This is a genomic window from Leptospira venezuelensis, assembly GCF_002150035.1.
Lineage (GTDB): Bacteria > Spirochaetota > Leptospiria > Leptospirales > Leptospiraceae > Leptospira_B > Leptospira_B venezuelensis.
On the sequence record NZ_NETS01000011.1, the window covers coordinates 14,909 to 35,793 of the forward strand.

25 protein-coding genes are annotated in these 20,885 nt (G+C 39.1%); 8 read left to right on the forward strand and 17 right to left on the reverse strand.

The features are described from left to right. Window positions 1-22: 22 nt before the first annotated feature. Window positions 23-1,105, reverse strand: coding sequence for an LIC11612 family fibronectin-binding protein (locus B1C82_RS16255; protein ID WP_086448655.1), 1,083 nt, complete (start codon window positions 1,103-1,105; stop codon window positions 23-25). Then, complete coding sequence (locus B1C82_RS16260) at window positions 1,102-1,770, reverse strand: hypothetical protein (RefSeq protein ID WP_086448656.1); 669 nt, start codon at window positions 1,768-1,770, stop codon at window positions 1,102-1,104. The genes B1C82_RS16255 and B1C82_RS16260 overlap by 4 nt, the downstream gene beginning before the upstream one ends. Window positions 1,771-1,871: 101 nt before the next feature. On the opposite strand from B1C82_RS16260, the gene B1C82_RS16265 reads away from it, so the two are divergent. Then, complete coding sequence (locus B1C82_RS16265) at window positions 1,872-2,780, forward strand: UbiA-like polyprenyltransferase (protein WP_086448657.1); 909 nt, start codon at window positions 1,872-1,874, stop codon at window positions 2,778-2,780. Between the two features lie 19 nt (window positions 2,781-2,799). Beyond that, window positions 2,800-3,396, forward strand: coding sequence for a UbiX family flavin prenyltransferase (locus tag B1C82_RS16270; RefSeq protein ID WP_167373780.1), 597 nt, complete (start codon window positions 2,800-2,802; stop codon window positions 3,394-3,396). Between the two features lie 6 nt (window positions 3,397-3,402). Here the strand turns inward: B1C82_RS16270 and B1C82_RS16275 are convergent, their stop codons facing one another. From B1C82_RS16275 to B1C82_RS16300, 6 genes are all read right to left on the reverse strand, one after another. Further along, window positions 3,403-3,801 (reverse strand): DUF3703 domain-containing protein, encoded by a 399-nt coding sequence (locus B1C82_RS16275; protein WP_086448659.1) that lies wholly within the window; start codon window positions 3,799-3,801, stop codon window positions 3,403-3,405. Window positions 3,802-3,867: 66 nt separating this feature from the next. Continuing rightward, complete coding sequence (locus tag B1C82_RS16280) at window positions 3,868-4,626, reverse strand: helix-turn-helix domain-containing protein (protein ID WP_086448660.1); 759 nt, start codon at window positions 4,624-4,626, stop codon at window positions 3,868-3,870. A 90-nt stretch (window positions 4,627-4,716) separates the two neighbouring features. Next, a complete protein-coding gene (locus tag B1C82_RS16285) occupies window positions 4,717-5,400 on the reverse strand; it encodes a hypothetical protein (protein WP_086448661.1) in 684 nt (227 codons plus the stop codon). Between the two features lie 40 nt (window positions 5,401-5,440). After that, on the reverse strand, window positions 5,441-6,487 hold the full coding sequence (locus B1C82_RS16290; protein ID WP_086448662.1) for an Mrp/NBP35 family ATP-binding protein: 1,047 nt from the start codon (window positions 6,485-6,487) through the stop codon (window positions 5,441-5,443). Continuing rightward, entirely contained in the window at window positions 6,477-7,379 is a 903-nt protein-coding gene (locus tag B1C82_RS16295) for a metallophosphoesterase family protein (protein WP_086448663.1), read from the reverse strand. Before B1C82_RS16295 ends, B1C82_RS16290 begins: the two co-directional genes overlap by 11 nt. Next, window positions 7,376-7,636: a lipoyl domain-containing protein gene (locus B1C82_RS16300; protein WP_086448664.1), complete on the reverse strand. Its 261-nt coding sequence runs from the start codon at window positions 7,634-7,636 to the stop codon at window positions 7,376-7,378. Before B1C82_RS16300 ends, B1C82_RS16295 begins: the two co-directional genes overlap by 4 nt. A 69-nt stretch (window positions 7,637-7,705) precedes the next feature. Here B1C82_RS16300 and B1C82_RS16305 point away from each other — a divergent pair, with 69 nt between their 5' ends. Further along, window positions 7,706-8,539, forward strand: a complete 834-nt coding sequence (locus B1C82_RS16305; RefSeq protein ID WP_086448665.1) for a hypothetical protein — start codon at window positions 7,706-7,708, stop codon at window positions 8,537-8,539. Window positions 8,540-8,666: 127 nt separating this feature from the next. Here the strand turns inward: B1C82_RS16305 and hslU are convergent, their stop codons facing one another. Genes hslU through B1C82_RS16335 form a run of 6 tightly spaced genes read right to left on the reverse strand, consistent with a single transcriptional unit; the run spans window position 8,667 to window position 14,060 of the window. Next, entirely contained in the window at window positions 8,667-10,103 is a 1,437-nt protein-coding gene (hslU, locus tag B1C82_RS16310; RefSeq protein ID WP_086448666.1) for an ATP-dependent protease ATPase subunit HslU, read from the reverse strand. Next, window positions 10,100-10,657 carry an ATP-dependent protease subunit HslV gene (gene hslV / locus B1C82_RS16315; RefSeq protein WP_411550332.1) on the reverse strand — a complete coding sequence of 186 codons (558 nt, stop codon included), beginning with the start codon at window positions 10,655-10,657 and terminating at the stop codon, window positions 10,100-10,102. Before hslV ends, hslU begins: the two co-directional genes overlap by 4 nt. Continuing rightward, window positions 10,632-11,585 carry a tyrosine recombinase XerC gene (locus tag B1C82_RS16320; RefSeq protein WP_086449334.1) on the reverse strand — a complete coding sequence of 318 codons (954 nt, stop codon included), beginning with the start codon at window positions 11,583-11,585 and terminating at the stop codon, window positions 10,632-10,634. Before B1C82_RS16320 ends, hslV begins: the two co-directional genes overlap by 26 nt. 50 nt (window positions 11,586-11,635) lie before the next feature. Further along, the gene (pth, locus tag B1C82_RS16325) at window positions 11,636-12,205 is read right to left on the reverse strand and encodes an aminoacyl-tRNA hydrolase (RefSeq protein WP_086448667.1); all 570 of its coding nucleotides are present in this window, start codon (window positions 12,203-12,205) and stop codon (window positions 11,636-11,638) included. Next, complete coding sequence (gene cimA / locus B1C82_RS16330) at window positions 12,193-13,743, reverse strand: (R)-citramalate synthase CimA (RefSeq protein WP_086448668.1); 1,551 nt, start codon at window positions 13,741-13,743, stop codon at window positions 12,193-12,195. The genes pth and cimA overlap by 13 nt, the downstream gene beginning before the upstream one ends. Continuing rightward, window positions 13,743-14,060 (reverse strand): Smr/MutS family protein, encoded by a 318-nt coding sequence (locus tag B1C82_RS16335; RefSeq protein WP_086448669.1) that lies wholly within the window; start codon window positions 14,058-14,060, stop codon window positions 13,743-13,745. Before B1C82_RS16335 ends, cimA begins: the two co-directional genes overlap by 1 nt. A gap of 125 nt (window positions 14,061-14,185) precedes the next feature. Here B1C82_RS16335 and B1C82_RS16340 point away from each other — a divergent pair, with 125 nt between their 5' ends. Further along, window positions 14,186-15,727 (forward strand): phosphatase domain-containing protein, encoded by a 1,542-nt coding sequence (locus B1C82_RS16340; RefSeq protein WP_086448670.1) that lies wholly within the window; start codon window positions 14,186-14,188, stop codon window positions 15,725-15,727. Here B1C82_RS16340 and B1C82_RS16345 read toward each other — a convergent pair. Next, window positions 15,724-16,368 (reverse strand): DedA family protein, encoded by a 645-nt coding sequence (locus tag B1C82_RS16345; protein ID WP_086448671.1) that lies wholly within the window; start codon window positions 16,366-16,368, stop codon window positions 15,724-15,726. The genes B1C82_RS16340 and B1C82_RS16345 overlap by 4 nt on opposite strands. Before the next feature lie 137 nt (window positions 16,369-16,505). Between B1C82_RS16345 and B1C82_RS16350 the strand changes: the two genes are divergently transcribed. The 4 genes from B1C82_RS16350 to B1C82_RS16365 are packed head-to-tail and all read left to right on the forward strand — an operon-like array spanning window position 16,506 to window position 19,617. Then, window positions 16,506-16,934 carry a hypothetical protein gene (locus tag B1C82_RS16350; protein ID WP_234008387.1) on the forward strand — a complete coding sequence of 143 codons (429 nt, stop codon included), beginning with the start codon at window positions 16,506-16,508 and terminating at the stop codon, window positions 16,932-16,934. Continuing rightward, window positions 16,934-18,046, forward strand: a complete 1,113-nt coding sequence (locus B1C82_RS16355; protein ID WP_086448673.1) for an AI-2E family transporter — start codon at window positions 16,934-16,936, stop codon at window positions 18,044-18,046. The genes B1C82_RS16350 and B1C82_RS16355 overlap by 1 nt, the downstream gene beginning before the upstream one ends. Before the next feature lie 6 nt (window positions 18,047-18,052). Next, on the forward strand, window positions 18,053-19,330 hold the full coding sequence (gene xseA, locus B1C82_RS16360; RefSeq protein WP_086448674.1) for an exodeoxyribonuclease VII large subunit: 1,278 nt from the start codon (window positions 18,053-18,055) through the stop codon (window positions 19,328-19,330). Beyond that, a complete protein-coding gene (locus B1C82_RS16365; RefSeq protein ID WP_086448675.1) occupies window positions 19,327-19,617 on the forward strand; it encodes an exodeoxyribonuclease VII small subunit in 291 nt (96 codons plus the stop codon). The genes xseA and B1C82_RS16365 overlap by 4 nt, the downstream gene beginning before the upstream one ends. Window positions 19,618-19,676: 59 nt before the next feature. On the opposite strand, the gene B1C82_RS16370 is transcribed toward B1C82_RS16365, so the two are convergent. Together B1C82_RS16370 and B1C82_RS16375 are read right to left on the reverse strand one after the other, a co-directional pair. Beyond that, window positions 19,677-20,294, reverse strand: a complete 618-nt coding sequence (locus tag B1C82_RS16370) for a hypothetical protein (RefSeq protein WP_086448676.1) — start codon at window positions 20,292-20,294, stop codon at window positions 19,677-19,679. Between the two features lie 87 nt (window positions 20,295-20,381). Then, window positions 20,382-20,858 (reverse strand): hypothetical protein, encoded by a 477-nt coding sequence (locus tag B1C82_RS16375; protein WP_086448677.1) that lies wholly within the window; start codon window positions 20,856-20,858, stop codon window positions 20,382-20,384. Window positions 20,859-20,885 lie beyond the last annotated feature (27 nt).

A 20,885-nucleotide genomic window follows, 5' to 3' on the forward strand; every position in this document is an offset into this window, starting at 1 on the left:
TAGATACTGAAATAAGAAGTTCTTATTCTAAGATCCAGGATTTGTTTGATTCTTTAGAATTTAAGGTTTGGACTTCTTCATTAATCCGGATCAATCTTCCATTTCTAAAAAATAACTCTAAAATGCTGATCTTTAAGGAACCAGGAGTCGCCCCGCATCCAAAACTATATTCTCCATTAAAGAAACGCAAAGCTCTTGGAGAAGATAAAAGAACGATAGAAGGTAAACTATCCGAAAGTTCTAATTTGAAATTAGACAAACCTACCGCAATAGGATTCAGATCCTCGTTCGGTTTTTCACTCGGGTCCTGTGCGAGTAAAAAGTGGAATATCTGAGATTCGAAAGTTTTTGAGAACTGGCTTTTAAAATCTGCAATCCAAGGAGACGGATTTTTTTCGTCGTTTTGGATTGATTCTGGAGAAGGAGAATAGAATACAAAGTTCATTCCGCCTTCTTCCTTAACCGTTAAAATTCCTGGTGGGATCACCGGCTGTTTTTTAGCAGAAATTTTAGGTACTTTCTTTTTGCTTTTTTTCTTCTTAGAAACTTTTGCTTTGGTTTCAGAAGTCTGCTCCTTAGGTTTACTTTCGGAGGTTTCTTCTATCGGCTTAGGATCTTCCGGTTTCCTCGGAGTTAACTTTTCTGGCTGTTCAGGATTTGGATTTGTTTCCTTGGACGCAGGTTTCTTTTTCTTTTTTAAAACCTTCTTCTTTTTTACCTTTTTCGAAGGTTCAGTAGTTTCCTTTTTGGGAAGTACAGAATGATGACCGGTGAAGATGATCTCAGCGCCAAGATTTTTTTTCAGTCTTTCGATTTCCTCTGAGGTTTTAGGCAAATAAGGAGCAGAGACGAGTAAGATTGCTCCTCCACCTTCATTGATCTTTTGTTGTTTATACCTTTTGTACCATAGACCTAAGGTTCTTTCGAAATCAAATGGAGTTTCTTTTTCCGACTGCAAAGGACAGTAAACCACGAGTCCGATAGGAGAATCTTTTCTTTCGGCCGAAGAAGATTGGGTTTGGAGAGAAGGTCCTAAAAGAACTAGGCCTGCTAAAAGAATCAGCGCGCCTAATTTTTTGATCTCGAATTTTGGAAAAAAATTCATTTGGATGAAGAGTATTGAAAAACTTCTTTTCTTAAATTTTGAAAGTACTTTTGGAAAAGTTTTTCTTCTTTTTCTCTAAATTCTAATGTTCTGGACTCGAATTTAGGGTCCATTTCGGAAAGTTTAGAATCCATTTCGGATAGATGTGATTCTTCTTCTTTGATGATCCCTTTTACGGAGATTCCAACATTTTTTTGATCTATAATCTGGTCATAAGTCTCGTAGACTAAACCAGCTCTTTCTTCTATTAATTTTGTTACATACAGATAGCAGAGGAACGATTTCGTATGTTTTGGAAAATTTTCCGCTCCGAATGATCTTTCTACGGAAAGATCCAATTTTTGGAAATAGGAAACTGCAGAAAATCCGCAGAGTAAGGAATCCTTTTCGAAGTTTTGAGTTCCGTCGGGTTTAACTTTTAATGCTAATTTTTTAAAATAAGCTGCGTGTCTTGCCTCTTCGGAAGCATGTCTTAAAACCATTTCGGAGAGTAACGGTCCAGATTGGCTTGTATGAATTTTACGAGAACCGATATGTTCCAAAAGAGAAAGAGTATTTAACCATTTAAAATGTAGTTCGGTAGAAGATACGATCTCTGTTAACAGAGAATCAATTTCCTCGGAAGAAACGTTTGGATTTGGCTTGGTATCCGTGTTTTGGATCATAGATACGATGATTTCTCCGGGAGGTCAAAAAATCATCCATTTTCGTTTTGGTTCTAAAAAATCTGCTTTCTAACTAACAGTATTCTATAAGACTTCCTCTGATGGCTTCCAATACTCTTGCTGCTCTAGGTAAATACGGTCGTTTTATAAAATTCTCCCATACTTTATTCGCTCTTCCATTTGCTGGGATCGCATTTGTTCTCGCGATCTTACAAGAGCCAAGTCTTTCTCTTTCTGCTATGGGTCAAAAATTGTTTTGGATCTTGGTCTGTATGGTTGGTGCAAGAAGTGCTGCTATGGGATTTAATAGATGGGCGGATAGCAAGATTGACGCTAAAAATCCAAGGACTGCAAATAGAGAAATTCCTAGTGGTCAAATCTCAGATTTTATGGCAGTGATATTTATCGTAGGATCTGCTCTTGTGTTTTTTATGGGGAGTTGGTTCTTAAATTCACTTTCGTTTTATCTTTCCTTCCCTACCCTATTTCTTTTATTAACTTATTCTTATACAAAACGTTTTACTTTTTTATGCCATTTTTATCTGGGTGTAACGATTGGTCTTGCTCCTCTTGCAACTTGGATTGCTATAAGAGAAGAGTTCTCTTGGATTGCAGGATTTTGGACCCTAGGGCTCGCTTTCAATCTGGCAGGATTTGATATTTTGTATGCTTTACAAGATAGAGAATTCGATAAAAAAGAAGGGCTACATTCTGTTCCCGCTCGTTTCGGGGAAAAAAATTCGTTTATAATATCAAGAATTTCTCATATTCTATCTATTTCTTTTCTGGCCGTTGCTGCATGGTATTCTGGTTTTCAAGGTGCTTTCTGGGTATTTTTAATAGTTGTAGCATATTTACTATTTAGGGAGCAAAAGATCGCATCTGAGAACAAGGACGGAAATTTTCCACCAGGTTTTTATCAAATCCATTCTTGGATCTCTCTTGTTATCTTTTTGGGGATTTTGGCAGAAACCGGTCCTCAGCTCGTTTCTCTATTTTCCAGGTTTTAAAATGAGTGAAGAAAGATCATTGAGACTAGTACTCGCAATGGCTGGAGCAAGCGGCTCCATCTATGCTGCCAGGTTTTTAAGAGCACTTATGGAAATTCCAGGAGAGACTTGGTTTGTTCCTAGCCCTGCTTCTATCCGAGTCTTTAGGGAGGAATACGAGGCAAATGTCCAAACGGGAGAAGACGTCCTAGAGCTTGTGCGTAAAAAATGGAATCCTAAACAAATTCATAAATTTCATCTTCGTAAATTCGAAGATATCGGCGCCGATATTGCCTCCGGTTCAAACATTTGGGACGGGATGGTTGTAGTTCCATGTTCTATGAAAACCGTTGCGGCCATTCGCACCGGTATCACTGAAAATTTAATTGAAAGAGCAGCTGACGTATCTCTTAAAGAAAGAAGAAAGCTCATCCTAGTTCCTAGAGAAACTCCTTATAATCGGATCCATCTAGAGAATATGTTAGCTCTTCATGACGCAGGTGCAATCATTGCTCCTGCGTCTCCTGGTTTTTACCAAATGCCTAAAAGTTTAGAAGACCTGGGAGATTTTATGGCTACTAGGATTTTCAGACTATTAGGAAGAGAGATAGATCTTTATCCGCGTTGGAGCCCTTAAATAAATTTAAGTTCGGGTTTTTAATCCGGACAAACCTTTTGCTTCTTGATCTGCGTTTGTAAGAAGATCCAATAGATCTTTCGGGATCGGCATCGGTTGCATGATAGGTACATTTGCCCCACCAGTGTTTCCTACTGGAATTCGATTCAACCAAGAACCCAACCAACCCAAGGAAACTCTCAAAAGTTGTCCTAAAATTTCCTTTCTATCTTTTTGTTCGATCGCAAATAATAACATCCTGAAATGGCTCCCTGTATGTGGTGCCGGATAATATTGCCCGATCAAGTGTGCCCTTTCCAAATGCCTCCAAGATTCATTTAGATTTCCTTCTTCTTTATATTTTTTAGAAAGATCTAGTTCTTGTTTGTATCTTATCTTCCAATCTTTAGGCATTATCCAATTCATTTCATTCTCTCCGGGGTGATAAGAAGAAGGTAACGTATTTCTGGAATGATATCTTGAATTTAGGGGCTAGTCCGGAAAAAAACGAGGAGCGAAATTTTCTTCTTTTTGAAAAAAATCAGAGGGTCTTAACCCGAATGAATTTTTAAAGATGCGTGTAAAATGTGCCTGGTCTGCAAACCCGCCTTCGAGCGCTGCTTGTACCAATTGGGGCTGAGTTGATAAATACAAGACGGCCTTTCTAATCTTTGTCCAAATTTTATATTCGGAAAAAGTAATACCAGTTTCCTCTCGAAATAAATGCCTAAATCTACTCTGGGATAATCCGAAACCCTTTGCAATTTCAATGAGATTACTTTCTTCTAAACCAATTTTGGGCAAAGAATTTTGGATTCTTGAGTCCATCACTTTTGGTTTCTGAGAAGATCTTACTGAATTTAAAAGTTCTAAAATACGCATTCGGATTCGAGTTGGATTTTCTTCTTTAAATGAATCTCGGATCTCCTGCGCAGGAATTTGATCTCCAACTTCTATCCCTGGTTCTCCCATTTCTATTTTCTGATTTCGGAATATACCTTCTCCAATTCCTAAGGGATCGACCAAGAGTATGATGAATTTTTCAGACGTTTGTTCTGTTCTATGAGATATTCTGGAAGGTACGAATACAGTTTTATATTTTCTCCATTCTCCGTTACCCCCTTGGAGACGGACTTGTCCTTCGTTTAGTGAACAGCAGATCTGGGAGAAAAAATGGCTATGCCTGATTGTAGAAAAGGATTCTCCACAATATACACCTAGATCAGGCCAGATAAAGAATTCTTTTCCCATAGGAAATTATAAGAAGTAGAACACTAAGGAATGGCAAGTAACAAATAAAAGGAAATACTCGGGACCGAACGGTCCCGGATTTTTTAAGGGTTAAACTGATTCTATTGCTTGGATCTTTTTATTCAGATCGGAAGCATCTTCGTATCTTTCGTAAGAGATAGCATTGAATTTTTGCAGATATAATCCAACTAACTCTTCTCCGGTTTGGCCTGGAACTTCCAGAGCCTTGCGGAAATTATGAAGATCGAACTCAGGGTGTTTTCCGGAAAATGTTTCTACTAGTCTCTCCATATGAAGAAGAGAAGCTTCTCTTGCGATCCCGCTAGAACGTCTTACTTTTAAAGAAAGATTTGCTAGGGCATCCAGATAATCTCTAACACCTTCTGGTTCTTTTTCCTGAACAGGGAAAGATCCACCTTCTCTATTCTTACATAGTTCTACATATCGAATTACAACGTTTTCAAAATGATCCATTCTTTCTTTTATATAAGAATTGGAGTCCTCTTGGCCTGCTGGCATCTCGAAGTCCTTAATCTTTACCACATCATACTTGTCATAATGATCTGTGATGATCCTTTTTAGGTCTTCGTAACTGTCTAGAGAAACGGGAGGAAATGTTACAACAGGAAAGTTTTCTCCAATTCGGAGGAAACTAACCACTACGTTGGAAGCGATAATCTTGCCGCCCGGAAATAGCGGATTTTCTCCAACAACATTGCAATATACTATGAGGTTTCCGGATGGATTCTTCTCTGTGCCTTTTTCGAACTTCACGGTTTGCCTCCCTCTGTACTAACTGACTGGCCCCAGAGTATTATTCCCACTTTTTTATCTCTTCAGCCAGATTTTGGAGTATGTTTTTATAGGATTTTGCGATAATTCCCTCAGGTTCTTGAAAAACCAAAGGTTTTCCTGCTTCTCCTGCACTCATTACATCCATAGTAAGTGGGACCCCTCCCAGGAATTTTGTATCGGCAGAATCAGCTAATTTTTGACCTCCGCCCTTTGAAAAAATTGCAGAAGCATGTCCACAATTTGGACACACAAATTCACTCATATTCTCCACTACACCTAGTATCGGTACTTTGACTTGTTGGAACATAGATGCTGCTCTATTTGCATCTAAAAGTGCGACTGTTTGTGGTGTGGTTACCAAAATTGCTCCGTCTAAATCTATGAGTTGGGCAAGAGACAATTGTACATCTCCTGTTCCCGGTGGAAGATCTATAAATAAGAAGTCTAGTTCTCCCCAGACGATATCATACAGAAATTGTTCTACCGCCTTTCCTAACATTGGACCCCGCCACACTACAGGTTGTTTCTCTTCTATTAAAAAAGAGAAAGAGATGATCTTCAGTCCGTCTTTTTCTAATGGATAAATTTTATCTTCTTCTGCTTTGAGCGCGACCTTACCGTTGACTCCGAACATTTTTCCGATAGAAGGTCCATAGATATCTGCATCCATCACTCCCACTTTATATCCCATCGCAGCTGCTGCAGATGCAAGGTTTACTGTGACTGTGGATTTTCCGACCCCACCTTTTCCGGAACCGATCGCGATTACCTTTTTGACTCCAAGGATCTTATTGGAATCGTCCAAGGTCATTTTAGGATCTACTTCGAACTTGATCTTTACTTTTCCGACTCCTTCTTTTTTAGAAAGTGTCTGACGGATTTGTGCTTCTAACCCGATTTGTACCCTTCTGTCTTGGCTAGGGGTTTTTACTATGATACTTGTTTCTTCTTCTCCGATTTCAAGAGAGCCGATCATTCCTAGAGAGACTATGTCTTTTTTTAGCTCCGGATGTTTGATCTTTGTGAGTTCTCTTTGGATATCGATTGGTTGGAGTTTACCGGCCATTTGTTTCCTTTTCTTGGTATGAGATCATTTGTGTTTCTGTGAATTCACCTTCTTCATTGGAAAAAGAGAATCTTTTAATATTTAATTCTGTTTCGTTCCATTCCATCAGATGGAAACCACTTTGGTGTCTCTGGTCTGAGATTCTGGTACTGGATGCGGAATTGATCACATAGTATGGTTTTTCTGGATCCGGATATTTGACCCAGTTCGTATGTACATGACCATGCAAGTAGGCTAAAGGTGGCCTTTTTTTCAGAAGTTCCGCAATTTCTTCCCTATTTTTCATTTTATGACCGGAGCTTTCCTGGCGTTCCGGCGGATTCCAGATTGGATGATGGCAGATTAGAATATACTGATCCAGTTTTTCTTTTTCCAAATATTCCAGCGTAGAATGTACTATCTCTTTTCCCACATATCCATACGCGTTTAGAACGGAGAGCGGCATATTAGAGTCCCAGCCAACGAGTGCTAGTTTTCCTATTTTTTTGATCCGAAGATATCCGTTTTGTAGAGAGACACTTTCTCCCATCCAGGGAGAGAAAAATTTTTCGTAATATGGCAGATCGGATCCTTTTTTTCCTGCAGCTACATGAGTATATCGATCATGATTTCCAGGGATCATGAATGTTTTGTCCCCGAGTACAGGAGTTAGGATTCTTTTAGATTCTTCGTATTCTTTCCAATGAGAGACGTTTGTGATATCTCCGGAGATAATGATCACATCCGGATCTATAGATTGCACTTTTCGAACGATCGCATCCCAGAGATAGAGAGGATACTTTCTCATACGCCGAAAGGTATAGTTCATATATCCCGGGATCATCTTACCCTTCAATGTCATGAAAGGAAGTATTACGGGAAAATGCAGGTCCGATAGATGGACCAATTTCACTCGGAAACTTTCCTCCGGATCATTCCCAAAATTTCTCCTTTTTTGATGACGGAACCTTTCTCTCTGTCGATTCTCGCTAATATTCCGTTAATCGGAGATTCCATCGGGAAGGAAGCTTTGTCCGTGACTAGTTCGCAGACTTCTGACCCTTCATTAATTTGATCTCCCAACTGAAAATTCCATCGAACTAGTTCAATTTTATCGGTGTCTCCCAAATCTGGAGTTATTAGTTCGAAATCTTCGGTTTTTGATGCCATCTCTCTAAAACCAGCTTGCCGTATAGAGTCCACAAGCCAACGTGTACTAAATTTTCTAAGTTCCCTCCTATGGCAAACCAGAAATCTGTTCTCAAAGGGGCTCAAATCCTCCAAAATATAGAAGAACTCAAACAGAGAAGATTCTTCCATTTAGAACTGAAAGGTCTAACTAAACCTACTAGAGATATTCTTTCCGAACTCGTTAACGGTCTTTTAGAAGAGATCGGTGCCAACCCTCTCGCTGCATTTCATCTTTTCAGCGGACTTATGGAGGCATTATTAAACGCGATCAAAGGAAATATCCGCCATATTATTTTCAGAGATGAGCTCCTGAAAAAAATAGAAAGGCTTGGTGAGACTCAAGAAGAAGCAGAAGAACTACTTGAGATCATCATGGATACTTCTCCTCTTCGCGACGCGATGCATCGATATGTGGTTCCTGATAAGATTAAAAAACAGGTTCAGAGCATTCTTCAATTAGAAGATAGGATCCGCGCTAAAAAACAGATCTTAAAAGACGAAGAGAAAGAATTCCTCACGGATATACGTTTTAAACTTAAGAAAAACAGAATGCGAATTTCTGTTAAGATCAAGATCACCAAAGACGAACTGAATTTCAGGATTCGTAATGATTCTCCGATCCATAATATGGATTTTGGAAGAATAGAAGAATCCCGTATTCGCCATAAAGAATTATTCGACCAAGGAAATTCTGCAGATTTCTTCCGTCCTGAATTTTTGGACGAAAAAGAAAGTGCGGGTTTTGGTATCGCGATGATCGACGAAGGTTATTATACTATGGGTTTGAATCCTTTGGATCTTCTGACCATTACATCAGGTAGTCGTACTACCACTGTGTATATGAGATATCCTTTAACTGCACTTCGCGAAATGGCGTTTTAAGGCGCAGAGTTTTCGCACAGAGTTCGCTAAGAACACAGAGATTTTTTCACGCAGATACGCGCAGTCGCAGAGTCTTCTTACCTCTTTAACTCAGTGCTCTCTGTGAACTCCGTGCGAAACTTATAACCTATAAGATATAACGGCTTAGGTCTTTGTCCTCTACGATGCCTTTGAGTTTGGATTCGACAGCTTTTTGATCTATAGTCAGGCTTCTTTGGTTTTCAGGTAAGTCTGGACCTTCGAAGCTAAGATCTTCTAAAAGTCTTTCCATGATCGTGTTTAATCTACGAGCGCCTATGTTTTCATGTTTTTCATTCATTTCATAGGCCATCTTTGCGATCTCTTTGATTCCATCCGGTGCGAAGTCTATTTTGATCCCATCTGTTTCGAGTAAAGCTTGGTATTGTTTTACGAGAGAAGATCTAGGAGCAGTTAAGATCTTTTCAAAATCTTCCATGGATAATTTTTCGAGTTCTACTCTGATCGGAAAACGTCCCTGTAATTCTGGTATAAGATCAGAAGGTTTAGACATATGGAATGCACCTGCTGCAATAAACAAAATATGATCTGTTACGATTGGACCGATCTTGGTGTTTACTGTTGCACCTTCTACAATTGGAAGTAAGTCTCTTTGTACCCCTTCTCTGGAAACATCCGCGCCTGCTCTTCCTTCTCTGCTTGCGATCTTATCGATCTCGTCTAAGAATACAATACCCATTTCTTCTACACGTTTTTGGGCTTCTCTTTGTAATTTGTCCGGATCTAAAAGTTTTTCTGCTTCTGCTTCTTCTAAAATTTTAAGGGCTTCAGGAATCGGTAGTTTTCTTTTTTTCTGTTTTTTAGGCATTAGATCGCCTAAAACATTTTGAATATGATTATCTAGATCTTCCATGTTCCCAGCTCCGAATACTTGCAGCATCGGAAGTCCTTGAGGACCTGCTTGTGGAATATCTATCTCTATAATTTGTTCGTTAAGTTTTCCCGCCTTGAGCTTTTTTCTCATGGTCTCTCTTGTCTCGGAAAATCTTTTCTCTCTTTCTTCTTCGGCTTCGTTTGTGGAAAATCCAATGGAAGGTGGATGAGGATCTGCGATCGAGGTTTTAGCGGGGAAAGGAAGTAGGATATCCAACAGAGCATCTTCTGCCCTTTCTTTTGCTTTAGCTTCTACTTCCTTTCTGAATTCTTGTTTAACTAGATTCAGAGAAACCATTGCAAGATCTCTAATAATACTTTCTACATCTCGGCCTACATAACCTACTTCTGTAAATTTTGTACTTTCTACTTTTAAGAAAGGAGCTCCACATAGTTTAGAAAGCCTTCTCGCGATTTCTGTTTTTCCCACTCCTGTGGGTCCGATCATTATTATATTTTTAGGATAAATTTCTTCTCTTAGTTCAGGATCTAATTTTCTGCGTCTAGTTCTGTTACGAAGAGCAATCGCCACAGCTTTTTTGGCGTTTTTTTGGCCAATGATATGCTCGTCTAGTTTGGAAACGATTTGCCTCGGAGTGAGTTCATCGTCTCCTAATTTACTTTCGCTGGTTGGTGGAAGAAACTCGCTCATTGTCCAATTTCCTCTACGATTATATTATGATTAGTATATATACAAATATCTGCGGCTATGTTCATTGCTTCTTTTACTATGGAGGAAGGTTCTAAATTTGTATGGTGATAGAGCGCCCTGGCTGCTGATAATGCGTAATTTCCACCGGAACCAATTGCTAAAATTCCGTCATCAGGCGAGATTACATCTCCAGTTCCGGAAACTAAAAAGGATTCATCTTTATCGGCTACGATAAGCATCGCTTCTAATCTTCTAAGCGCTCTGTCGGATCTCCATTCTCTGGCAAGTTCGACTGCCGATCTGGAAAGACTTCCTCCGAATTCTTGCACTTTTTTTTCGAATAATTCGAATAAGGTGAAAGCGTCTGCCGCAGAACCTGCGAAGCCAGATACAATTTTGTCAGAGTAAAGTTTACGAACTTTTCTTGCCGTGTTTTTCATGACGGTGTTTCCGAAAGAAACCTGTCCGTCACCTGCGATCGCTACTTTACCGCCTTTGCGGACGCAAAGTATCGTTGTTGCATGTATTTTATTTGGATTTATCGAGTCTTGCATGTGGGTGAGCCTTTCGGTAGACCTCTTTGATCTTTTCCTTACTCACGCTCAGGTAAACCTGGGTGGTGGATAGAGAGGAATGCCCCAATAGCTCTTGGACTGCACGGATATCCGCGCCGGCATCGAGTAAGTCCGTTGCGAACGTATGACGGAATTTATGGGGGGTAATGGGTTTATCCCATCCCATTCGTTTCCTTCTCTCGTTCAAAATATAACGAACCCCTCTGGTCGTCAGTTTATTTCCCTTTTGATTCAGAAAAATTTCATCAGATCTGGGACGGAATCTCGGACGCACATCTAAGTATTCATTTAGACTTTTGATGGCTTCTTTTCCTAAATATACGAATCGTTCCTTTCTTCTTTTACCTAAGACCTTTAAGATAGTATGATCTGCAGATAATTGAACTAGAGTCGCGTCAACTAACTCGAAAACCCTGAGACCAGAAGAATATAGAACTTCTAAGATTGCCTTATCTCTGATGTTTAGGATTTCAGATGCGTTTTCATTTTCGTATTCGTAATCTAAAATACTTTCGGTTTCTTCTATTCTGAAATTTTTAGGGACTTGTTTTCTAGTTTTAGGAAAACTCACAGAAAGGATAGGATTTCCTGGCACTAAATTATCTTTTAATAATACTTTGTAGAATGTTCTAAGGCTGGAAAGTTTTCGGCTCTGGGTCCTTCTGTCCAAACCTTGGTTTTTTGAAAGGAATGCAAAATAAGAACGAACATCAACAGATTCTAATTGGTAAATTTCGATCTGTTCTTGTAGGCAAAATTCGAAGAATGATTTCAGGTCTAGGAGATAAGCGTTGAGAGTATTTTGGGAATAGTTTTTTTCCACTCTCAAATATTCATAAAAACGGGAAGCGGCAGAATTCAGGATTTCAGAAGGAAATTGGGGAAGTTTGACCGCGTATTCGCTCACAGGTTTCTCCGGAGTAAAATCCCCGGAGCGTTTCAACTATCCGGGATAGTTTATTTATCGGAGGCTTTCGAAAAAATGATCTGTCTTTCCCGGACCCAATCTTTTATTTTTTGTTTTGCCTGGTCGAATAATTCGGGTAATTTACTCATTTCTTCCTGGTTAAAATTGGATAGAACATGTCCTGCGGTGAGGGCGCTGTCTCCAGGTTTTCCCACTCCGAATCTAAGCCTGAAAAAATCGGGCGATCCTAATTTTTCAGCGATGTCTTTGATCCCATTATGACCACCGTTCCCGCCGCTCTGTTTGAATTTGAGTTTGGAGAATGGAAAGTCCACTTCGTCATGAATGACTAAGATATTTTCAGGAGGAATCCCATTTTTGCGGGAAAGTTCTGAGACTGCTTTTCCGGAAAGATTCATGTATTCCAAAGGTTTTAGGAAATAATAAGAAACTCCTTCCTTATCCATTTTTCCTTTTTCTTCTTTAGTAGAATGATTTAGGTCCACTCCCCAATCTTTTGCAAGATCGTCGAGGACCAGAAAGCCAATATTATGGCGGTTTCTTTCGTATTTTTGGCCCGGATTGCCCAGACCAACAATCATCAGTTTTAAGTTTGCCATGTAGGAAGAATTAAGTTCAGCATTTTTTCGGTAGCTAGAACTGCAGCTACTGTTTGGTCGCAGTGAATCCCCATGGTCTTGAAATTTTCTTCTTCATGATTTTCCTGTGCTTTATTCCAGGTGATCATTGTTTCTACGAGTGCATCCGTTTTTCCACCGGGTGGGATTCTAACTTCGTAATCTACTAATCTTGGAATAGAAAGTCCAGCTTTGGAAGCGATGCTTGTGAGAGCAGACATGAATGCATCGTAACCACCGTCACCTTCTCCTTCCTCAGAATACTTTTTACCATGATATTCTAATTCTAAACTTGCTTTTGGGCGAATTCCGATTCCTGAGTTAATCTTACAGCCTAGTATCTTGATCGCTTGTACACTTGAATTTCCAGAAACATCTGCGATGATAAATGGAAGATCTTCAGGTGTAATAGTCTTGTTCTGGTCGCCTAGCTCGATTACCTTTTCCAAAACCTTTTTTTCAATCTCTGGAGAAAGTACTAACCCAAGTTGTTTTAGGTTTTCGGAGATGCTTGCTTTTCCTGCAAGTTTACCTAAGGCATAACTTCTTTTTCTACCGAAACGCTCTGGCAGGATTGGATTTGCATATAAATTCCCTTTTTTGTCCCCGTCGGCATGGACTCCTGCAGTTTGGGTGAATACATCTTCTCCCACTACTGGACGGTTTGCAGAGATCCTTTTTCCACTAAAAACTTCTACTAAACGGCTTGCTTCAGAGATTGATTTTTCGTCCACATCTGTGCATACACCCACTTTATCGTGTAATGCAGTGATCACTGCCTCGAGTGGAGAATTTCCTGCTCTTTCTCCAAGTCCATTTACGCTAACGTGTAAACCTTTTGCACCTGCTTTAACTGCAAATAAACAGTTTGCGACGGAAAGATCATAATCGTTATGTCCGTGGAATTCGAAATGTAATTCAGGGTGTTTTTGTGTGAGAAGAGAAATTCCAGAGAATGTTTCGTCAGGAGAAAGAACTCCTAATGTATCTGGTAAGAAAATTTTGCCTAATGGTTCTTTAGAAAGATGAGAAACAAAATCCAAAACATATTCTTTACTGTTTAAGTATCCATTGGACCAATCTTCCAAATAAATATTCACTTCCAGTCCATTCTTCTTAGCATAATGAACGGTTTCGGAAACTTCTTCAAAATGTTCTTTAGGAGTTTTTTTGAGCTGCCCCTCTAGATGTTTTAGGGAACCTTTTGTGAGTAAATTTAAAGTTTTGGCTCCAGAAGCAAGGATCCAATCCACACTTTTATGAGAATCTACGAATCCCAAGATCTCGATCCGTTTTTCCAGACCTTCAGAAGCTGCCCAGGACATGATCCCGCGTACACTTTCCAATTCTCCCTGAGAAACTCGGGCAGATGCAATCTCCACTCGATCTACTTTCAGATTTTGTAATAGAAATTTTGCAATATTTAGTTTTTCGGAAGCTGAGAAACTTACACCTCTGGTCTGCTCTCCGTCTCTGAGAGTCACATCCAGGATTTGGACTTTCGGTCTTGTATTTCCCATTATTTTAAATACTTTTTTAGATCTTCCGAGGAAGGACCCATGATCTCCACAAGTGTGGAACCAGGGTTATTTGCTAGGTGAAGTCCACCATCTTCCAAAATTTTTAGAAAGGAATGTTCTCGGATATAGTCATCGGTCATTTTTTTCAAAATCCCCTCGCCTATCCCATGTACAACTTCTACCAGGGTTTCTCCCTTCATGAATGCGGCTTGGATTTCCCGGTCCAAGAGCCGATACGCCTCTTCATATCTCATTTTACGGATATAAATCGACTTGGGGCCTTTTCGGTTCCCGTCCGAATGTTTCCCTCTCGCCATTCTAAGACCATCCTAGGCGGACCTTTTCTCTCGAAAACAAAGAAATTGGATTTTTGCTTTCCCTTTAGAAGCCCCATGTTAGAGTTTTCCTTTCCCAAAATGTTAAAAAGGAATCCTGCAAGCTTGTGACGGAAGAAACAGAACGCAAAATTTCCAAGAATACGGAAAAACGTAGGGCCGCGATTTGCGGAGGAACTCTCGGAAGAGAAAACCGTTATTATATCCGAGGCCAAGTAGTGGATATCTCGGTCAGCGAAGAAATGACGGATCCTAAAAAATGGGATCTCCTTACCGGCTTATTCCAAGGACAAGAAAAAGAGATCACTCCGTTTTTAGACTACGGACTTGAGTCAGTGCGTAAGCCTATCCTTGTAGCAGAAATAGTGGACCAGTCTGGAAAAGTGTTACATCGTTCTCCCGAGATCAGAGGGGACGAAAGTGGATTTTTCTTCCATGAGTTTACTTTTCCTTTAGCTCCAGGAAATTATACATTTCATATTCATTTCTTAAAACCTGATTCATATAGACAGTTTGGAAAAGATTTAGCTTATTTAAATACTCCCGGTAAACATGAGTTAGTCTCTCAGAGTTTGATCGGAATGGGTGCTTTACGTATTTTATCTGAAGAGTATACAGGGATAGTAACTACTTCTGATATTGATCAGACCTATCTAGCCACGGATATTCATTCAAATAAGGGAAAAATTTCTACATTATTCGAAACACCTGAGCAGAAGTTACCTTTACCGGGTATGCCTACTTTATTCAAGGAATTGAGAGAAGCCACGACAGACTCACCTCTTTGTTTTATTTCCGCAAGTCCTCATTTTTTCAGACGGACCTTACTTTCTACATTCAGAACACAAGGCGTAAAAACTGAATCACTTCACTTAAAGTATTTAGAAGGTACTTTAAAAGGAATGGTAGATAAGTTTTGGGACACTCTTTCTCATCCTACTAGGTTTTTGACAGAAGGTCTTTGGGGAGCAGTAGAGAGGGTTCGTAAATTTGCTGGATCTTCCTTTCAAAGTTTATTCGATCAATTGGCTTATAAACTTACGATCCTTCTCAGAGATAGGATTTATCTTCCTACAAACTCGAAAGAGATTTTGCTTGGGGATAATACTGAAAGTGATTATTTGATCTTTATTTTGTACCAATTTATTCTAACTGGAGCATTGCAAGGTAAAGAATTAGAAGATTATCTATACAAGCTCAACTTTTTAGGAAGAGACGCGATTACACGAGATAATGCAAAACTGATCAGAGAACTTGCAGAAGAAAATCGCAGGACACACGGTGATATCAATCCTGTTCAATTGGTCCTTATCAATAAAACTGAACTCGGGCCCCCTTCTGATGAAATGAAATGGAATGTGAGAAGTGCTCTTCCTACAGGTTTAGATCCTTGGAAAACGGAAGGAATTGAACCTTATATTCCTACAGATGGTGCTTTAGGATTTGCACTTGTTATGGTAGAAAGGGATATTTTAGATCTTTCTTCCGTTCTAAAAATTTCAGGAGATATGGCTGGTCAATGGTTCGAAGGGAAAGTAATAGATCCGAATGTTCTATTGGACCTTGCTAAAAAATTAGAACTTCCTAAAGAAACGGATGCTATTCATAAAAAGTTTGTAAAAACTTTAAAAGAAGTTTTGGAAGCCTAGGCTTCCTTTTTTCTTTCGAAAAACTTTTTGTAGATTATAAATCCTAAAACTACGGTTACGAAAAAGCCTGTAAAAATTTTATTATACAGAGCTAAAAATTCCAGTAACTTCTCCCAATGAGATCCTAGATAAAAGCCTCCGTAGATCAAGATCCCACACCAGATAGTGACTGCCAAAGTAAATGCAGAGAAGAACCAAAGGGGTCTCATCTCTACCATTCCCGCAACTATAGAAACGAAAAATCGTATTCCTGCGGAGAATCTTGAGAAGATCACGACAACGAGGCCGTTTCTGGAAAACCAATCCAAGGTTTTTTGGATGGACTCTTCGTTATATAGTTCTGATTTGAATGGGAAGTTTTTATTCTTCAGCCAATCGAGTAGTTTATGGCCGAATGCATACATCACCCAGGCGCCTGCAAGATTTCCAACTAAAGTGCTTGAGACCAGCTCCCAAAAATTTAAGGCCCCCCTTGCGAGTAAAAAACCACCGAATGCGGTAACAGTATCACCAGGCCAAGGTGGAAAAACGTTTTCTGTAAAATTGGAAAATGCGAAAAAAAACCAGACTAAGGCGCTAGGCAGACCGGATACCCAATCTAATAGAGTTTGGATATAAAAATCGAATCCGGCGAATTGCATCTAGAAAAGGATTGTCAAGGGGGAAGCGTTAGATTCAACTAAATTTCGTGGAAGGCCGTAGTTTCTCGCAAGTCCTCGGTTCGGTTCTAGTATTTTTACTGATCGGGAATCTTTCTCTTTTTGCTCAGGATACCAAATTGCCCGATTTGATGAGTCCTGATCCTGTAAAAACCAAAAAGGTTAAAGACAGACCTAAAATTTTTAGGCATAACCAACTAACCATAGTGGAAAAACCGTATAAGGCACCTTCTTCCATTCCAAGTAATTTTGTTCCGGATGATTCCGAGGTATTGTTTTTTACTGAATTAAAGGCCGATCGTCTTTTGGATAATAAGGAAGCTGTTGTAATTTTTAAAACCCCTCTTCCAAAAACCACGATGGAGAGATATTACGAATATCTGATCTCCAGTTTTGGTCATAAAATATTGCAAAGTCAAAAATCTGAGGAGAAAAGTTTGTATCTGGTGGATGTTCTTAGGCATAAGATACTCGCGATCACTATTCATCCTGAAGAAAAGGGAAGTATTGTAAAAATATTCCAGAAAACCACAAACGGAGGATTTTAATGTCCCCGAAAGAAGGACAGGAAACTAACAGAAAACTTTTTAACCTGATCCTAGGCATTTTTTGTATCGGGACGGGATTTCTACTCTTTGTAGTTTTAAGGCCTTATTTTTATTCCGCACTTGTTGCCTTGATCCTTTACTTAGCAACGCGTAAACAATACAAACAGTTGAGAAGATTGGTAGGTCCAAAGTTTGAGCCATTGGCTCCATGGATCATGATCGGTTCTGTTTGTATGATCGTAATTTTACCTTCTTATTTTATGATCCGAACTTTGATCGACGAATCTCTTTCTATTCTATTTAAGATCAGGATCTCCCTCTCGGAAGATAAGATCATTGATACGATCATGAGTTTGAATATTCTCACCGATCTTTTTACGGATAATCCATTCTTCTGGGTAAAACTTCCTGAAATTTACGGAGATTTTGCTAAAAATTATATAGATATCTTGAACTTGGACAGCTTATACGCCGTTTTAAGTAATGCTTCTTCTTTTATCCTAGGTTCTATCGATCTTCCTGCAGGGATCATCATGAATCTATTCTTCTCTCTTTTACTTTTGTTCTTCTTTTATCAGGACGGAAAAAAAATAGAAAGATTCATTTTGGACAATTTGCCTTTTTCTACAGAGGTAGAAGAACAAGTAGGAAGAAAAATTGCATCTGCTGTGCAGACTGTATTTAAAGGAAATCTAATTGTTTCTATTATGCAGGGAGCTGGAGTTTATATTCTTCTTTTATTTGCGAAAATTTCCAATCCTTTCTTGTATGCAAGTCTTGCGGCATTTTTCTCTTTGATCCCAGTGATTGGAACTTCCGTAGTTTGGTTGCCAATTGGACTTTATTTGATGTTTATTGAGAATAATATCATTGGTGCGAGCTTATTCATGGTAATGGGTCTGACTTTGTATATCGTTCTGGAAAATGTTGTAAAACCTAAGATGTTGGATAAAAAACTTAGGATCCATCCTTTGCTAATCTTCTTATCATTGATCGGAGGGATCCAAGAATTTGGGATCATGGGACTGGTGCTCGGACCAGTTGCAGTCACGATGGTTGTGATCCTTTGGGACTTCTGGAAATTGTACAGAAAAGATTTTTTTGCTAGTTAATTTCGGATGGAAGAAACCAAAACATATTCCGTTTCGGAAATTAACTCTATCGTTAAACAACTTCTAACTGGACCGGACATACTTCGAAATATTTGGATCCAAGGGGAAATTTCAAATTATTCCAAGTCTCACCAAGGTCATATTTATTTTAACTTAAAAGATCCAAAATCTTTAATAGCCTGCACTTTTTTCTCTTATAGTAATGGAAGATATAAGGGAAAACCTTTGGAAAATGGAATGGAGATTAAGGCATTCGGTGCTGTTTCCGTTTACGAACCCAGAGGACAATATAATTTAAATATTTCCAAAATTGAAGAGTTAGGACAAGGGGATCTTTTACTCCAAATAGAAGAACTAAAAAGAAAACTTGCTGCTCAAGGGTTGTTTGACCCGGATAGAAAGAGAAAACTACCTGCATTTCCTTGGAGAATTGGTGTTGCCACTTCGCCTACCGGCGCGGCAATCGAGGATATTATCCGTATTTCTAAACAAAGATTTCCAAATATAGATATTCTTATCTCTCCTTGTCTTGTACAGGGAGATGGAGCTCCAGATTCTATTGTTTCTGCAATCAAAGAATTAAATGATCCTAAGTGGGATGTGGATCTGATCATTGCAGGCCGAGGTGGTGGAAGCACAGAAGACCTCATGGCATTTAATGACGAAAAAGTAGTTCTCGCATTTGCACAAAGTCGCGTTCCAATTATTTCAGCGGTTGGCCACCAGATTGATTCTGTTCTTTCTGATTTGGCAGCAGACCATTTTGCCCCTACCCCTACAGCTGCTGCAGAAATGGCTGTACCTGAAATGGAACTTGTAGAATCAGGACTTGCAGAATTTGAAATTCGACTTAGAACAGCTTTAAAAAATCAATCAAACAATCTAAAAGAGAAGCTTAGGATACTTACTAATAAAAAAGCATTTTTAGATCCAAGATCAATGCTGAACGATAGGATTTTACAGTTGGATGAGATTAATTCCAGAATACATTTATTGGGTAAAAATTATCTAATGAGTGCCCAGAATAAATTTAATCCTGTGTCGACTGGACTACTTACTTCTTTTAAAACACAATTGGAAAGAAAGAAGAAGGAGTTCCAGCTTCTCTCCGGAAAGTTGGAAGGTTTTTCTCCTTTGGGAACCTTAAAAAGAGGATACTCTGTAGTTCGTAAGAAAGGAAAAAAAGTCGTTACATCTCCAACACAATTGGAGAAAGAGGAAGAACTAGAGGTTATATTGGCGGAAGGTAGGATTCGGGTTTCTTACCAAGGTGAAATACAATGAGCAAAAAAACAGAAATCAGTTTTGAACAGGCCTTAACCGAATTAGAGCAGATCGCTGAAAATTTGGAAAGAGGACAATTGACCTTAGAAGAATCGATTAAATCTTATGAAAGAGGAATGGAACTTAGAACTCTCTGCCAATCTATCTTAGCGGAAGCAGAAGGGAAAATTGAATATCTTTCCAAATCAGGCAGTAATGAAACCCAAAAGAAAACTGCAAGCCCTAAGTCTGAAACTTCTGCAAGGGCTGCTACCCCACCCGCAAACGATGATGATGAGTTGTTTTAGATAAAAAATTTTGCTAATCTGTAAAAAGGCGCCGGATCCGGCGCCTTTTTTTATTGGAATTATAATCCAGCTTCTTTAGCCAAAGTGCTATATATATATCCATTAGAAGAGATAACAATCGGTACGAAAGTTACGTAAACCACAAAGAATATTAAATAAGTTAAATATGGACTGATTAAACCTGCTATATAGCCGAGAATAAAAGTCGCAAGGGCTAAACTAATTACTAACGCTACTGTGCCTAAGAATATAGTCCATTTTTTGCCATAAGTGATCTCGTTACTCTTTTTGATGGCTTGGATTGGATCATAACCTTTATCAAATAATAAAAAGGTTGCCTGTCCCCATGCTACTGCAATTACAAATGCTGGAATTATAAAAAATAGAACTCCTGCGTAAAATCCTAAGATTACAAAGCCAGTAGTGAGAAAAAACTCTCCTATGTATTTTCTGTTTTCTTTGTTAAAAATATCAGTAGGTGAAAAAGATTCCCCTTTTCCGATTTTTATGGGAATCAACCAAAAAAGCCCGATGGAAGTTCCTACATTTAGATAAGGGATCCATATTGTTAATACCCAAAGTATGAATGCAATAAACAGGGGTATAAAATTCTTTAATCCCAATTCAATGCTATTTTTGATGATACCTACTATACTTAGTGGTTCGCTTGTTGACATCCGTTTTTGCTCCTAAATGGATTCTGGGAACGGAAAGATATGGTTGGGAATGAGTTTGTCAATTATTTATTAAAAGACTATTGAGAATCACTGAATCGACAAAGTAATCGTTCCAGCATTTGTGACTGGAATCACCAAACAACGGGTGGAACCGTTAGTAGTATTTACTCCTGAATAGGATTCGGTTCCAATATTCTCACTCCTAACTTCTACCTGACTAAAATCCGTTGGGATCAATACAGAGTTTTCTGTTCCGATCCACAAGTCGGCTTCCCCACTTGTAAAACTAACGTTGAAGGTATTTGTTGCGCCGTTTCCGGTAAAAGAATAAAAATAATAGTGATAACTGGCTCCGGAGAAAGTCGCGGTACCTCCTGTTACTATTGTTGGAACTGCTGAGTCTGCACATCCCCCGATCGGAACAGGAGTAAAACTGGCTCCATAAGCGGAATACAATAGACTCGCAGCAGTATCGTCAGTAGAATCTGTGTCCCCGTTGGAACATGCTGCCGTAAATAAAAGGAGTAAGGATATTAAAGTTTTAGGGTTTAATAAAAGCCGCATGTAAAATAAGCTCTTTTTATCTTAGAA